This window comes from Delftia sp. WY8, assembly GCF_018437695.1.
GTDB lineage: Bacteria > Pseudomonadota > Gammaproteobacteria > Burkholderiales > Burkholderiaceae_C > Comamonas > Comamonas tsuruhatensis.
The window spans coordinates 4,187,237-4,199,956 of sequence record NZ_CP049795.1 but is presented as its reverse complement, the minus strand read 5'-3'; the positions used below and the strand labels follow the sequence as shown (position 1 = coordinate 4,199,956).

Below are 12,720 nucleotides of genomic sequence, written 5' to 3'. Positions count from 1 at the left end.
ATCCATGGTCCAGTCCGTCCTGAGCTCTCTGACCCTCGGCTATAGGCCGCTCTGGAACCAGGCCCGCCGTCTGGCGGGCGTGCAGCTTTATCTTCACGAGGAGCCCGGCGTCCAGGCCGACGTGGCCCACCTGCTGCGCATACTGCGCGAGACCTGGGGCACGCAGTCGCCGCCGGTGCTGCTGTCGCCCCAATCCCGCCAGGTGCTGTGCGACCTGCTGGAGAACGCCTCCAAGGGAAGCCCCTGGATCGAGGTGCGCGGCGACTGGCTGCAGGACTCCGCCATCTATGACCTGGTGCGCCAGGCCCATGCGCGCGGCCTGATGCTGGTCTGGCGCGGCCCGCTGTCCGACGTGCCCGACGCCCAGGCCGCCCACTGGTTTGCCAGCAGCCTGCTGCACCTGCCGCCCGAAGGCGCCTCGGGCATGCCCAATCAGACCGTGCTTGCGCTGCAGCAGGCCGCGCAGGCCGCCGAAGCGCCGACCAAGCTCCAGGCCCTCAAGCAGGCCGCCAGGCCCGCCCCCACCCTGCCCCCCCTGCAGCTGCTGGGCGGCCAGATGTATGAAGGGCTGGAAAGCCTGGCTCTGGCCGATCTGTGCCTGGACAGCTTCCATGCGGGCGCCATCGCCGGCTGGCCCGTGGCCGATGCATTGCATGCCCAGCGCCATCACCCCGCCCTGCCCAGCCGCGACACCGTGCTTGCGCTGATGCGTGCCGTCGATGCCGAGCAATCGCTGGAAGCCTTCGAGCAGATCCTGGGCGAGGACCCCATCCTGGCCTATCGCTTCATGCTCTACACCAACTCCGCGGCCCTGGGCCTGCGGGGCAATGTGGACTCGCTGCGCCGCGGCCTGGTGATGCTGGGCTACGGCACGCTGCAGCGCTGGCTGTCGGACCAGCTGCCCCACGCCTGCACCGAGCCCAGCCTGATACCCGTGCGCACCGCCATCCGGCTGCGCGCCAGCCTGACCGAACGCCTGATCGAAGCCGGCATCAGCCACGACCTGCAGCGCGAGGTCTATCTGCTGGGCCTGTTCTCGCAGCTGGACCAATTGCTGGGCGAGCCCCTGCCCACCGTGCTGCGCCGCGTACCGCTGTCCGAACGCGTCTTCGACGCGGCCGTGACGCGCACCGGCCCCTACGCGCCGGCCCTGATGATGGCCATTGCGCTGGAATCCGACGATCCCGCACCGATTCGCCAGCTGCGCGAAGACAACGACTTCGAGATCGAGGACGTCAACCGCAACCTGCTGCGCATGCTCAGCGAACTGCAGGTGCAGCCCGCGCCGGCGGCCTGATCGATATACGGCGACCCGCAGCGGCCGAACCTGCGGCCTGATCTGCAGCCGCTGCCATCCGCAGATTCCACCCATGAAAAAACCGCCTGGATCTCAGGCGGTTTTTTCATGTCCGGCAGGAAGCTGCAGATGCAGCTGCCGCCGTCAGGCCATGGCTCAATGCATGGCGTGGGGCTGACCGTCGAACATGTGCTCGAACTGTGCCAGCCAGGGCTCGGCCAGCGTGCGGATCTGGGCATCGTTGCGCAGGATGCGCTGCATGATGCGGGCCTTCTCCTTGCGTTGCTCAGGCGCCAGCGGCTCGTCATGGGACTTGAGCCGCAGCTGCTCGATCAGCACGGCACAGGTGCCTTCGTAGCGCGTCACTCCCTCCCAATCCTTGTTCTGTGCGGCCTGCAGCATCTTGGCGCTGCTGTCTTCTATGGCCCGGTAAAAGTCAATCAATGTCAACTCCATTTCTAGGTCCCGGCAACGGCTGGCGTGTTGGCGATATCACGCCAACCATTGGCAATCGGAGCCAACACGTCCTGCGCGCTTTGCAGCAGCGCTGCGTCGTTGCGCAGATTGGCCAGCGTCAGCTGGGTGATGCTGTAGTCGTAGACGGAAATCAGGTTCTGGGCCAGCTCGCCGCCTTCATCGGGATTGACGGAGGCCTTCAGGCCTTCCTCCAGAATGCGCACGGCCTTGCCGATCTGCACACCTTTCTCGCCGATGTCGCCACGCTGCAAGGCTCCCTTGGCCGCGTTCAGCGCTTTCTCAAGCGCGTCGAACAGCAGCTGGATCAGTTGATGGGGCGATGCGCCGTCCACGGAGGACTGGACGCCGACCTGGGCGTAGGCACTTGCAGCACGACGGTTGAGCGATGTGTACATGTTCGTTTCCTTGATGTCTTGTTCTTCGGCTGCAATGCCCGAAAATTTAGAGGCACCGGGCATTGGTTACAGAAAACAGGACCGCCGCTCCGCATGGCTCCTGTCTATTTATTCCACTGGGAAACCTGCTGGTTCATGTAGGCACTCAGCGCCGAATAGCCGCTCATCTTCTTGTCCAGCGAAGCGTACTGCTCACGCAGGCGCTTTTCCAGCGAATCGGCCTGGTCATTGATCCGGTCCTGGGACTTGCCGTTGCTCTTCTTGAGTTCCTGCAGGCTCTTGCTCTTGGTGTCGAAGGTGCCATCGAATTCCAGCGCCTTGCGCGTGAAATCCTTCATGCGCGCGGCCAGGCCCTGCGTATCAGGCTGCCCGTCCGTTCCCACGGCGGCAAACATCTTGCTCATGGACTCGGGGTCCTTCAGCGCTGCGTCCAGCTTGGTCTTGTCGCTGGCTGTCGTACCGTAGGCGAGCTTGCCGCCCTTCTGGATCTGAATGCCCATGTCCGACAGGCGCTTGAGCGTGTCCGCTGCGCCAGCAACCGTACCCGAGACCACGCTGCGCAGGCTGTTGGTCATGCCCACCGTGGTGGAGTCGCCCTGCAGCACGCCGGCAGCCTTGCTTTCGGCGTCGTACTTGGTCGAGCTGGCCAACGCGTCATTGAGCGCGTTGTAGGCATCCATGAAGGCCTGGATCTTCTTCTTCATGCCCTCAGTGTCCGAGGACACCGTCACCGTCACCGGGGTGGCGGCCGCCGTCACCTGGTTCACGGTGATGTTCAGGCCAGGCACGGTCTGCTTGAACTCGTTGGTGGTCGACTGCACCGTAATGCCATTGACATTGATCTCGGCATTCTGGGCGTACTGCGCCACGGAGCTCGTGGTTGCCTTGCCGTTGAAGGCCAGGGCCGACAGGCTGGCATCGCCACTGGCACCGACCGTGAAGCCGGCATCGGCACCCGTGGCACGCGAGCGCAGCACCAGGCGTTCACCCTGGGCATCCTTGAGCACCGACGCCACCACGCCCGTTCCCTTGCTATTGATGGCCTGGACCACGTCTTCCAGCTTGGCACCGGCCGCGATATCGATCTCCACGGGAGTGCCGGGATTGCTGAACTGGTCGCCAGTCTTGTCCCAGCTGCCCATGGTGATGGTGAGCTTGCCAGCCCCGAACTGGGTGGACGCCGGCATGACAGCGGTCGCAACAGACTGGCTGCGCGCCAGATCCGTCACCGAGATCACCGAAGATCCGGGCAGAGCATTGGCGTCCGTCACCGTGGCAGTCACGGCCGTATTGGTCGTGGTGGCATTGGTCAGGCGCCATGTATCGGCATCGGCCAGCGAAGTGGCCGCGTCCTGAAGCGTGGACATCAGGGACTTGATCTGCCCGAACGTGGATATCTTGGAATCCAGAACAGACGCTTTTTGCTGAAGCGGAACCAGTGACTGCCTTTGCAGGGCCACCAGTTTGGCGATCATCGTCTCGTCCAGGCCGCTGCCGCTGATGCCAGCTGAGCTCAAGGTGGCCATGACCATCCCTTTCTAAGTGCAGAACACCTCCGCGCCACAGCGCAGAACGCGTCCTTGCGAACACGCACACCAAATGCCCGAAGGCATTCCCCGGTATCTTATCGACCGGTTTCTCCCGAACCTGAGGCTTTTTTTGGCTACGCCCTGCGCAGCCAGGCTCAAAAGCCCCGCAGGCTCCCTCTTACTGGATCAGCTTGAGCACCGACTGGGGCAGCTGGTTGGCCTGGGCCACCATGGCTGTGCCGGCCTGCTGCAGGATCTGTGTGCGGCTCAGGTTGGCGGTTTCGGCAGCGAAGTCGGCATCCATGATGCGCGATCGTGCAGCCGCTGTGTTTTCCGAGGCAACCTGCAGGTTGGAAATTACGGCCTCGAAACGATTCTGCGCAGCACCGAAAGTGGCACGCGTGTTGTTGACTTCATCCAATGCTGTGTCGATGGCAGCCATCGACAGGCGTGCGTCAGCGGCGGAGCTGCTTGCACCAAGCAAGGAGCCCAAGGCGCCACTCAGCGTTGGGGGTGTTCCTGCAGTAACGCCCAATCCACCAGGCGCAGCAACTGACAGATTCACAGCAGAAATCGTGATCTGATTGTCAGCGCCAGTGTTAGCGCCCACCTGAAAAACTGTCGCATCCGCACTATTTAACAGTTGGCGACCATTGAAGCTTGTACTTCCAACTATGCGTGCAATTTCCTGCGCCAGCTGCTGAAACTCTTTGTTCAACGATCCACGGTCCGTCGAACCGTTGGTGTCGTTGGCAGCTTGAACCGCAAGTTCGCGCATGCGTTGCAGACTGTCGCCGATCTTACCTAGCGCGCCTTCCGCCGTCTGCGCCATGGAGATGCCGTCGTTGGCATTTCGCATGGCCACATTCATGCCTCGCACCTGGGCGTTCATGCGCTCGGCAATGGCCAAGCCTGCCGCGTCGTCCTTTGCACTGTTGACACGCAGGCCCGAAGACAGGCGCTGCATGGTGGTGCTCAGCGACGACTGGGACGTGTTGAGATTGCGCTGGGCGTTAAGCGAAACAAGATTGGTGTTGATGATGGATGCCATGGGGCAGCTCCTCGTTAGGCATGAACAATGGCCAACCGTTCGACGACCCCAAGCCGCCAGAACGCCAGAAAGCACGCCAGGACTTCCAGCTCTGCCTATCTGATGCCAATGATTGTGCGGAAAAGCCCTTGCGCCAAAGCGCCGATAAAGCCCATGATCGGACGCCAATTCACCCTTCGAACACCCTCTTGGCCAGCCCTTTCGCCCATAAAAAAACCCCAGGCAGATGCCTGGGGCCTGGAGAATTCCGGCCGCCTCTTGCTTGGAAAGGCCGCCGGACTCGCACTATCAGCGCAGCAGGGCCAGAACGCCCTGGGGCAGTTGGTTGGCCTGAGCCACCATCGCTGTACCGGCCTGCTGCAGGATCTGCGAGCGGCTCAGGTTGGCGGTTTCCGAAGCGAAGTCGGCATCCATGATGCGGCTGCGGGCCGAAGCGGTGTTCTCGGAAGCCACTTGCAGATTCGAGACCACGGCCTCGAAGCGGTTCTGGGTGGCCCCCAGCACGGCGCGCTCGGAGTTGACCTTATCCAGGGCCGTATCCAGGTTGCCGATCACGGTCGCCAAAGCGGTTGCATCCAGCGCTGCGGCTGCCGTGTTGCCAATAGAAGCGCCTGTGATGGCTGCGATGTCGGTATCAGTGCCCAGATTGGTCGTGGTCACCTTAATCGTGTCCTGGGCCGAGGTATTAGCACCGACTTGGAATGTGAAGCCGTCCGTGGTGGCGTCGGTGCTCAGAATCTTCTTGCCGTTGAAATCAGCGCCCTTGATCACGCGGTCGATTTCCTTGCCCAGCTCGACGAATTCCTTGTTCAGCGAAACCTGGTCCTTGGCGCCGTTGGTACCGTTACGGGCCTGCACAGCCAGTTCACGCATACGCTGCAGAGCGTCGGTCACCTTGGACAGGGCGCCTTCAGCGGTCTGGGCCATCGACACGCCGTCGTTGGCGTTGCGCACTGCCACGTTCATGCCGCGGACCTGGGCGTTCATGCGTTCTGCGATGGCCAGGCCGGCTGCGTCATCCTTGGCGCTGTTGACGCGCAGGCCGGAGGACAGGCGCTGCATGGTGGTGGACAGCGAGCTTTGCGAAGTAGCCAGGTTGCGCTGGGCGTTCAGCGATTGCACGTTGGTGTTGATAGACATGGCCATGGTGACAACTCCTAGTAAAGTCAGTTACGTCGCCGCCACGGTGCCCTCGCTTATCGCAAGGCGGGCGGCGGCGGCCCAATCCGACCATCGGCCGCTTTCACATCGAATTACGCGGCTTTTGGTGGGCTCAGGACTTTTTGTCCCTCTGCTGAGTTGGTTTTCGGAGCTGCCCCGGCGAACTTTAGGGGGACTTCACAAGATTTTTTGCACTGCGCGGCATGGCCATCCGCGCGGTGCATGGTTCGCTGTTACAAAACGGGGGCCACAGGAGCGGCCAGACCCAGATCCTCATAGGAGACACGCAGATCCACAGGCTCCTGTCCCTGGCACCAGCGGGCCCAGGCCTGGCGCATCCCCATCGCCACCGAGCGCGCCACGATATCCGCCTGTTGCGGCTCCAGGTCCTGCAGGCGTGCGCGCAGCCCCTGGCGTATCTGCTGCAGCTGCGGCAAATGTGCCTGCCAGTACGCAGCCTGGTCTAGCAGTTGCGCCAGGTCCCGTGCTGCAAAGCCCTGGTCCAGGCCGACACGAGCCATCACTTCGGCCGACTGCCGCCCCGCCAGCAGTTCCCCCATCAGCGTCAGCGTGGGCACGCCCATCCACAGTGCGTGGTTGGTGACCACTCCGCCCGTAAAAGGCAAGGTATCCAGGCAGATGTCTATGTCATGGTGGGCCTGCAGATAGTGCTCGAACCCCATCTGCTCCACAAAATCGACGCGCTGCGCGGCCACGCCCTCCTCGGCCAGCCAGTTGCGCAGGTGCTGGGGAGGACCGGAGCGAGGGCAGGCCGCAATCTTCAGCCGCGCCGTGGGCAGGGCACGCAGCACCTCGCCCCAGACTGCAACCACATTGCGGTTGATCTTGGACAGGCGGTTGAAAGAGCCAAACGTCAGGTGGCCATTGCGCAGGGCCGGCAGAGGCGCCACGGCTTCCTGGTGAATGCCGCCGTCAAAAACATAGGCCAAAGGCAGGCGCATTATCTGTTCGGTGACCTGCGTCTTGACTAGGCCATGATCCAGTACTAAGTCGCTAAGTACGATGTAGTCCATGGTTTCCAAGCCAGTGCTGCCTGGGTTGCCTATCCAAGTCAGCTGCACAGGTGCCGGACGTACAGCGAACAAGTCCAGTCGATGGCCCCGCGTGTGGCCACTGAGATCAATCAGTATGTCAATGCCGTCGGCCTGTACCAAGGCGGCCAGAGCCTGCACATCCATATCGCGGACGCCGCGCCACAGTTGGAATAGCCCTTGGAACTCCTTGGTAATCTCGTCGTGGATCTCGTTGTTGCAATAGGCGATGTGGACCATGCCGCCATGCTTTGACAACTCGCGCATCACGGGCAGGAAGAACTTGGCTGCCGCATGTCTGCGCAGATCGCCGGACACAAAGCCTACCCGCAATACCTTGCCAGGATCCCTAACATTGGTGAACTCCACGCGTTGCATACCGGAGTAGATCTGGCTCATAAGGGCCCCATACTCACGGTTAGCACGCCCCACCGAAACCGCCGAGGAACTTGGCGAGTGGATCATCGCGAACAACCTCGCGCTATAGGCCGGCTCGTAGTCCGGATGCAGCTGCGCCAGTTCGTCAAGTTGCTGCATGTGGTGCGACGCATCACCACTGCGCTCCAAGTAGGCGGCCCTTTGAAACATCAGCTGACGATCGCCGGGCAAACGCTCCAGCCCTTCCCGCAATGCCAAATCGAGCGCCGGCAAATCGCGCATCTCAAGCAGTACCTGACAACGCAGGGTATGCGCACGGGCATTGTCGGCGTCGATCTGCAACGCCCGAGTGAGCATTTCCAGAGCCTCGTCCCATTTCTTTTGCGCAAACAATGTGAAGGCGGTTTCGCAATACAGCACCACATTGCCCGGCTGCAGCTGTAGCGCCTTAAGTAGGCACGTTTCTGCTTCCGCCAGCCGTCCTCCTTCGCAGAGCAACAGGCCCAGCTTGAGCAGCAAGTCCAGGCTATCCGGCGCGATCTGGAGCGCCATCCGGTAGGCTGTTTCCGCTTGGAGCATCCAACCTGCTTGGCTCAATACCTGCGCGCTGGCTAGGCAAAGCCGTAAGTCCTGAGGCCGCTGCTTCATCAGTAGCACCAGAAATTGAGCGCATTCCTGGAGCCTGCCCGTGCACAGTAGTGCTGCCGTCAGGCGCGACAAACTATCAGCGTCGTCTGGATCCAGCAGCAGCGCGTTCACATAGCAAGGCAGGCTGTCCTCGGTACGGTCCTGAGCACAAAGCGCATCGCCCAGATGCGAGAAAGCCTGCGTCCAATGCGGCCGCAGCGCCAACGCCGCACGCATCGCACGCTCGGCCTCGGCTGCGTGGCCTGCCTGCAGGCAGATGCCGCCCAGGTTGAACTGCACCTCGGCATCGCGCGGCAGCAGGCTGGCCGCCTGGCTAGCGGCCTGCAGGGCGGCCTCGATGCGGCCGTTCGCATGATCGGCTGCCGCCTTGAGCTTCCAGACCAAGCCGCTCTTGGGATACTGGCGCACCAGCGAACCCGCCAGCTGGCTGACCTCGGCATGCTCGCGCTGGGCAAACAGCTGCCCCAGCAGCCGCAGCTGCGCCTCGGGCACCCGACCTCGGCCATCGCCGGCAGCAGGTGCCATCTCGGGCTCGGCCGGTCCCAGCGGCCAACGCGCGGCCTGCTCCTCCAAAAAAGCCGCGGCCTGCGCGCCCTGCACCAGGGCCACATCCTTTTCCAGCTGTTCCAGCGCAATCTCCTGCATGCCGTTGGCCCGTGCCACGTCGATCAGCGAGATGGCCATGTCCAGCAGCCCCTCGCGGATCAGCATGTGGATGTACAGGCGCCAGTAGCCAAAATCCGCAGGCCGCACGCCGATGGCTGCCTCCAGATAGGGCAGTGCCTCAGCACTGCGCAGCTGGTGCAGACCCAGCAGCTGGGCCATGCCGTGCAGGGCTTCGGCATGGGCAGGCTCCTGCTCCAGAACCTTCTCGTAAGCCTGGCGGGCCTGCTCGAACTGCCACTGGTCGTGCAACTGGCGGGCCTGCTGCAAATGCTCGTTCGTATTCATCTTGGTCATCAAGGTTGCGGGCAAGCGCCCCACCACAGGCCCGGCGCCCAGGCCGACACCCGCACAAATACCGCCATCGTGCAGGCAAGCCGGCAGGCACGGCCCCCGGATAAGCGGGCGCAAACCGCATTTCTTCCACCTTTGCCAGACGGAACGGTCACCAGCTGCTACAAAACAGGAAGCACGCCACGTGGCTGTATGCCATCATCCCCGGCTTCGCACGGACACAATCGCCTCTCGCAGCATCGGAACAGGCCCCGCTTTTACCTACAGTTCCAACCTTCCGGCGCAGGAGGGCTCTGCGAAAATTCATCGAAGCGTTTGCCCTCATAGGCAGGCGCCCAGCCTATTTTTCAGGAACCCATCCCATGCCCTCCATTGACCAATTCATCGAAAGCTTTCTGACCGCCGTGGACTTCCAGGAAGCCGTGGAAGTGACGCCCGAGACCGAGCTCAAGAGCCTGCCCGAGTGGGACTCTCTGGCGGCGCTGGGCGTGATCGTCATGTTCGACGTGGACTACGGCAAGACCATCACGGGCGACGACCTCAAGAACTGCTCGTCGATCGCTGATCTCTACAAGCTGCTGGGATAACCACCATGGCGCTGTCCACTCTGCACAACGTCCGCTTCGCGGGCATGGCCAGTTGCGTTCCCAAGCGGGTGGTGTCCAATCTGGAGGACTGCCCACCTTCGCAACGCTCGGAGCGGGAAAGGTTGGTGCGCAACATCGGTATCCAGACCCGGCGCCTGTGCTCTGAATGGCAATGCTTTTCCGACCTTGCCTTGGCTGCCGCCGAAAAACTGCTCGAAGAGCTGCAGTGGCAGCGCGAAGAGATTGATGCGCTGATCGTCGTCACCCAGTCGCCGGATTACCTCGTTCCGGCCACGGCCATCATCATGCAGGACCGTCTGGGCTTGCCTCATACAACCATCGCCTTCGACGTCAACCTGGGTTGTTCAGGCTATCCATTCGGCCTGCATCTGCTGGGCAGCATGATCTCGGCTGGAGGCATCAAAAAGGGCTTGGTGCTGGTTGGAGACAAGTCCGGCAGTGTCAAGGACCCTCTGTTCTCTGACGCAGGTACTGCCACCGCCTTGGAGTTCTCGCCCGGCGCAGCACCCATGCAATTCGACCTCAATAGCGACGGAAGCGGTTACCGCGCCATCATGCTGCCGGCAGGCGGGCATCGTGAGCCCTTTGGCGTGGAGCACCTCATGGCAACACGCGATCAGCATGGCGTGCTGCGCTCTCCCATGGACCTGATCCTCGATGGCCCTGCCGTATTGAGCTTCTCCACCCAGCGCATCCCGCCATCGGTCGAAAAGCTGCTGGAGCACACCGGGACATCCAAGGACAGCATCGACCATTTCATCTTTCACCAGGCCAATCGGATGATCAACGAGACCATCCGCAAGAAGCTGGGACTGCCTGCAGAAAAGGTGCCTTCCACTTTGCACGATTTCGGCAACACAAGCGGCGCCTCGCTTCCGGTCACCGTGACTGCCCGCCTGCACGAACAGCTGGACGGAGCCCGGGCCAGACTGCTGCTGTGCGGCTTCGGCATTGGTCTTTCCTGGGGAACGGCCATCGTGGACATAGAAAGCGCCCGCTTTCCAGCAATGGTCGAGCAATGAGTACCCCCGATCCCTTCTCGCTGGCGGGCAAGCGAATTCTCGTCACCGGCGCTTCTTCCGGCATAGGCAGGCAGATTGCCATTTCCTGCGCCGAGCAAGGCGCTGAACTGGTCATCACCGGCCGGAACCCCGACCGGCTGGCCTCCACCTACGAGGCCCTGCAGGGCGATGGACATCAATCCATCGTTGCCGACCTTTCCAATGCGGCAGATTTGGACAGCTTGGTCACGGCGGCAGGCGTACTCAACGGCGTAGTGCACGCGGCAGGAATTTCCAAGCTCGTGCCGTTTCGCATGGTCAACGAGACGCACCTGGACGAAATTTTTGCCAGCAATACGTTCGCACCGATTCTGCTGACCAAAGGGTTGCTCGCCAAAAAGCGCATTTCCCCTCAGGGCTCCATCGTCTTCGTCACATCGGTCGCGTCGCACATCGGCCCCATGGCCAGCGCTGCCTACGCGGCAAGCAAGGCCGCATTGCTGGGAGCCGTCCGCACTCTGGGGCAGGAAGTGGCCAAGCAAGGCATACGAGCCAACTGCATTGCACCCGGCTATGTCCGCACGCCCTTGCTCGATGGATTGAGTCAGGGCGGCGCCAACATGGGCAGCCTGCTTGAGCTGGCACCTCTCGGACTGGGCGAGCCAGAAGATGTCGCCTATGCGGCGGTGTTCTACCTCTCGGACGCAAGCCGCTGGTTGACGCGCAACTATTTCATCGTTGACGGTGGTCTGACCATTCCCATGGACATTTACGCATGAACGCCCCAGTGCACGATCCGTTCACTCTCAAAGGCAAGACGATTCTTGTCACTGGTGCGTCTTCCGGCCTTGGACGGCAGACTGCAATCACTTGTGCCCAGCGCGGAGCTCGCCTCATCATCACGGGACGCGACGCAAAGAGACTCGAAGAGACTTACACCCGGTTGAAGAAGGGGGCCGACCATGTACAGATGTCGGCAGATCTGACCTCTTCGGTAGACCGCGAGCGCCTGGCGACCATTGCTTCATCAGTCAATGGTTTGGTGCATTGCGCGGGACAGCAAAAGCACTGCCCAATCCGGCAGCTCAGTGAGCAAGCGATGACAGACATGTATGCCATCAACTTTCTCGCGCCTGTCATGTTGACCCAGCGCCTGCTCCAGACAGGAGCGCTCGAACCGAGCGGGTCCATCATTTTTCTGCTCTCCACGGCTGCACACATCGGCACTCGCGGTGTAGGCCCCTACTCGGCAATGAAGGCTGGCCTGACGGGCATCATTCGCTGTCTGGCACTGGAGCAGGCCAAGCGCAAGATCAGGGTCAACGGCATATCCCCTTCGGCCGTGGTCACGCCGATGTGGGGAGCCGACCAGCTTGAAGCCCAGAAAATCCGACACCCCCTAGGCCTCGGTACTCCAGAGGATGTCGCCAATGCGGCGGTGTACCTGCTTTCTGACGCCAGCCGCTGGGTCACCGGAACCAGCCTGGTCATGGATGGAGGAGCGATTCTTTGATACACAAGATACTGATCATTGGTGCGGGGGGATGGGGGCGCGAAGTCCTTGCACAAATGCAGGATGACCCCGCCAATGGCAAAGACTGGACAATCAAAGGTTTTCTGGACAGCCGCCCGGGATTGCTGGGCGATACCGGATGTGACACCCCCATTCTTGGCAACCCGCTGGACTATGTGCCAGCCCCAGAAGATGCCTTTGTATGCGCCATAGGCGCTCCAGCCGCAAGGCATGATTATTCCCAGCCCCTGCTCACGCGAGGTGCGGAGTTCATTCCCTTGCTTACCGGAGCTTTCCTGAATCCAAGGATTCGCATTGGAAAGGGCTGCATCCTCTGCAGCCGAGTTCAGATCAGTCCCGATGTATGGATTGGCGACTTCGCAAACATTCACACCATGACCGTGGTTGGGCATGACGCTCATATTGGCGACTACGCCCAGATTGGTGCCATGGTTTTTATTGGTGGCGGGACATGTATAGGCGCAAGAGCCGTAGTCAATCCGCACGCGACCATTCTCCCTGGAATACAAATCGGCGAGGGCGCCACCGTCGGTGCAGGAGCTGTGGTTGTCAAGGACGTCCCGGCCGGTTCGACGGTCTTTGGCAATCCCGCCAAAGTCATCTTTCATTCCATATTGCCTGAGAATTGAGCT

At 61.8% G+C, this 12,720-nt stretch carries 12 protein-coding genes; 6 read left to right on the top strand and 6 right to left on the bottom strand.

From position 1 onward, the window contains the following. Nucleotides 1-4 precede the first annotated feature (4 nt). Nucleotides 5-1,297, top strand: coding sequence for an HDOD domain-containing protein (locus tag G4D77_RS19350; protein WP_016449306.1), 1,293 nt, complete (start codon nt 5-7; stop codon nt 1,295-1,297). Between the two features lie 156 nt (nt 1,298-1,453). Here G4D77_RS19350 and G4D77_RS19345 read toward each other — a convergent pair whose 3' ends face one another. The 6 genes from G4D77_RS19345 to G4D77_RS19320 form a co-directional block, all read right to left on the bottom strand. Further along, entirely contained in the window at nt 1,454-1,753 is a 300-nt protein-coding gene (locus tag G4D77_RS19345) for a flagellar protein FliT (RefSeq protein WP_016449305.1), read from the bottom strand. 2 nt (nt 1,754-1,755) lie between these two features. Continuing rightward, on the bottom strand, nt 1,756-2,169 hold the full coding sequence (fliS, locus tag G4D77_RS19340) for a flagellar export chaperone FliS (protein ID WP_016454333.1): 414 nt from the start codon (nt 2,167-2,169) through the stop codon (nt 1,756-1,758). A gap of 104 nt (nt 2,170-2,273) precedes the next feature. Next, on the bottom strand, nt 2,274-3,695 hold the full coding sequence (gene fliD, locus G4D77_RS19335) for a flagellar filament capping protein FliD (RefSeq protein WP_016454334.1): 1,422 nt from the start codon (nt 3,693-3,695) through the stop codon (nt 2,274-2,276). Between the two features lie 181 nt (nt 3,696-3,876). Beyond that, complete coding sequence (locus tag G4D77_RS19330) at nt 3,877-4,749, bottom strand: flagellin domain-containing protein (protein ID WP_016454335.1); 873 nt, start codon at nt 4,747-4,749, stop codon at nt 3,877-3,879. 288 nt (nt 4,750-5,037) lie between these two features. After that, entirely contained in the window at nt 5,038-5,895 is an 858-nt protein-coding gene (locus tag G4D77_RS19325; RefSeq protein ID WP_016454336.1) for a flagellin N-terminal helical domain-containing protein, read from the bottom strand. A 248-nt stretch (nt 5,896-6,143) separates the two neighbouring features. Next, nucleotides 6,144-8,948 carry a tetratricopeptide repeat protein gene (locus G4D77_RS19320; RefSeq protein ID WP_016454337.1) on the bottom strand — a complete coding sequence of 935 codons (2,805 nt, stop codon included), beginning with the start codon at nt 8,946-8,948 and terminating at the stop codon, nt 6,144-6,146. A 359-nt stretch (nt 8,949-9,307) separates the two neighbouring features. Between G4D77_RS19320 and G4D77_RS19315 the strand changes: the two genes are divergently transcribed. Genes G4D77_RS19315 through G4D77_RS19295 form a run of 5 tightly spaced genes read left to right on the top strand, consistent with a single transcriptional unit; the run spans nt 9,308 to nt 12,717 of the window. Continuing rightward, nucleotides 9,308-9,532 carry an acyl carrier protein gene (locus G4D77_RS19315; RefSeq protein WP_016454338.1) on the top strand — a complete coding sequence of 75 codons (225 nt, stop codon included), beginning with the start codon at nt 9,308-9,310 and terminating at the stop codon, nt 9,530-9,532. Between the two features lie 5 nt (nt 9,533-9,537). After that, nucleotides 9,538-10,575 carry a ketoacyl-ACP synthase III gene (locus tag G4D77_RS19310; protein WP_016454339.1) on the top strand — a complete coding sequence of 346 codons (1,038 nt, stop codon included), beginning with the start codon at nt 9,538-9,540 and terminating at the stop codon, nt 10,573-10,575. Continuing rightward, on the top strand, nt 10,572-11,333 hold the full coding sequence (locus tag G4D77_RS19305; protein ID WP_016454340.1) for an SDR family NAD(P)-dependent oxidoreductase: 762 nt from the start codon (nt 10,572-10,574) through the stop codon (nt 11,331-11,333). The genes G4D77_RS19310 and G4D77_RS19305 overlap by 4 nt, the downstream gene beginning before the upstream one ends. Then, a complete protein-coding gene (locus tag G4D77_RS19300) occupies nt 11,330-12,067 on the top strand; it encodes an SDR family NAD(P)-dependent oxidoreductase (protein WP_016454341.1) in 738 nt (245 codons plus the stop codon). The genes G4D77_RS19305 and G4D77_RS19300 overlap by 4 nt, the downstream gene beginning before the upstream one ends. Further along, nucleotides 12,064-12,717 (top strand): acetyltransferase, encoded by a 654-nt coding sequence (locus tag G4D77_RS19295; RefSeq protein WP_016454342.1) that lies wholly within the window; start codon nt 12,064-12,066, stop codon nt 12,715-12,717. The genes G4D77_RS19300 and G4D77_RS19295 overlap by 4 nt, the downstream gene beginning before the upstream one ends. Nucleotides 12,718-12,720 lie beyond the last annotated feature (3 nt).

What these genes read in the sequence shown, in the direction of transcription:
- G4D77_RS19345 (WP_016449305.1), bottom strand. Translation starts at nt 1,753, where the DNA reads ATGGAGTTGACATTGATTGACTTTTACCGGGCCATAGAAGACAGCAGC.
- G4D77_RS19300 (WP_016454341.1), top strand. Translation starts at nt 11,330, where the DNA reads ATGAACGCCCCAGTGCACGATCCGTTCACTCTCAAAGGCAAGACGATT.
- G4D77_RS19325 (WP_016454336.1), bottom strand. Translation starts at nt 5,895, where the DNA reads ATGGCCATGTCTATCAACACCAACGTGCAATCGCTGAACGCCCAGCGC.
- G4D77_RS19320 (WP_016454337.1), bottom strand. Translation starts at nt 8,948, where the DNA reads ATGACCAAGATGAATACGAACGAGCATTTGCAGCAGGCCCGCCAGTTG.
- G4D77_RS19350 (WP_016449306.1), top strand. Translation starts at nt 5, where the DNA reads ATGGTCCAGTCCGTCCTGAGCTCTCTGACCCTCGGCTATAGGCCGCTC.
- G4D77_RS19305 (WP_016454340.1), top strand. Translation starts at nt 10,572, where the DNA reads ATGAGTACCCCCGATCCCTTCTCGCTGGCGGGCAAGCGAATTCTCGTC.
- fliD (WP_016454334.1), bottom strand. Translation starts at nt 3,695, where the DNA reads ATGGCCACCTTGAGCTCAGCTGGCATCAGCGGCAGCGGCCTGGACGAG.
- G4D77_RS19315 (WP_016454338.1), top strand. Translation starts at nt 9,308, where the DNA reads ATGCCCTCCATTGACCAATTCATCGAAAGCTTTCTGACCGCCGTGGAC.
- fliS (WP_016454333.1), bottom strand. Translation starts at nt 2,169, where the DNA reads ATGTACACATCGCTCAACCGTCGTGCTGCAAGTGCCTACGCCCAGGTC.
- G4D77_RS19310 (WP_016454339.1), top strand. Translation starts at nt 9,538, where the DNA reads ATGGCGCTGTCCACTCTGCACAACGTCCGCTTCGCGGGCATGGCCAGT.
- G4D77_RS19330 (WP_016454335.1), bottom strand. Translation starts at nt 4,749, where the DNA reads ATGGCATCCATCATCAACACCAATCTTGTTTCGCTTAACGCCCAGCGC.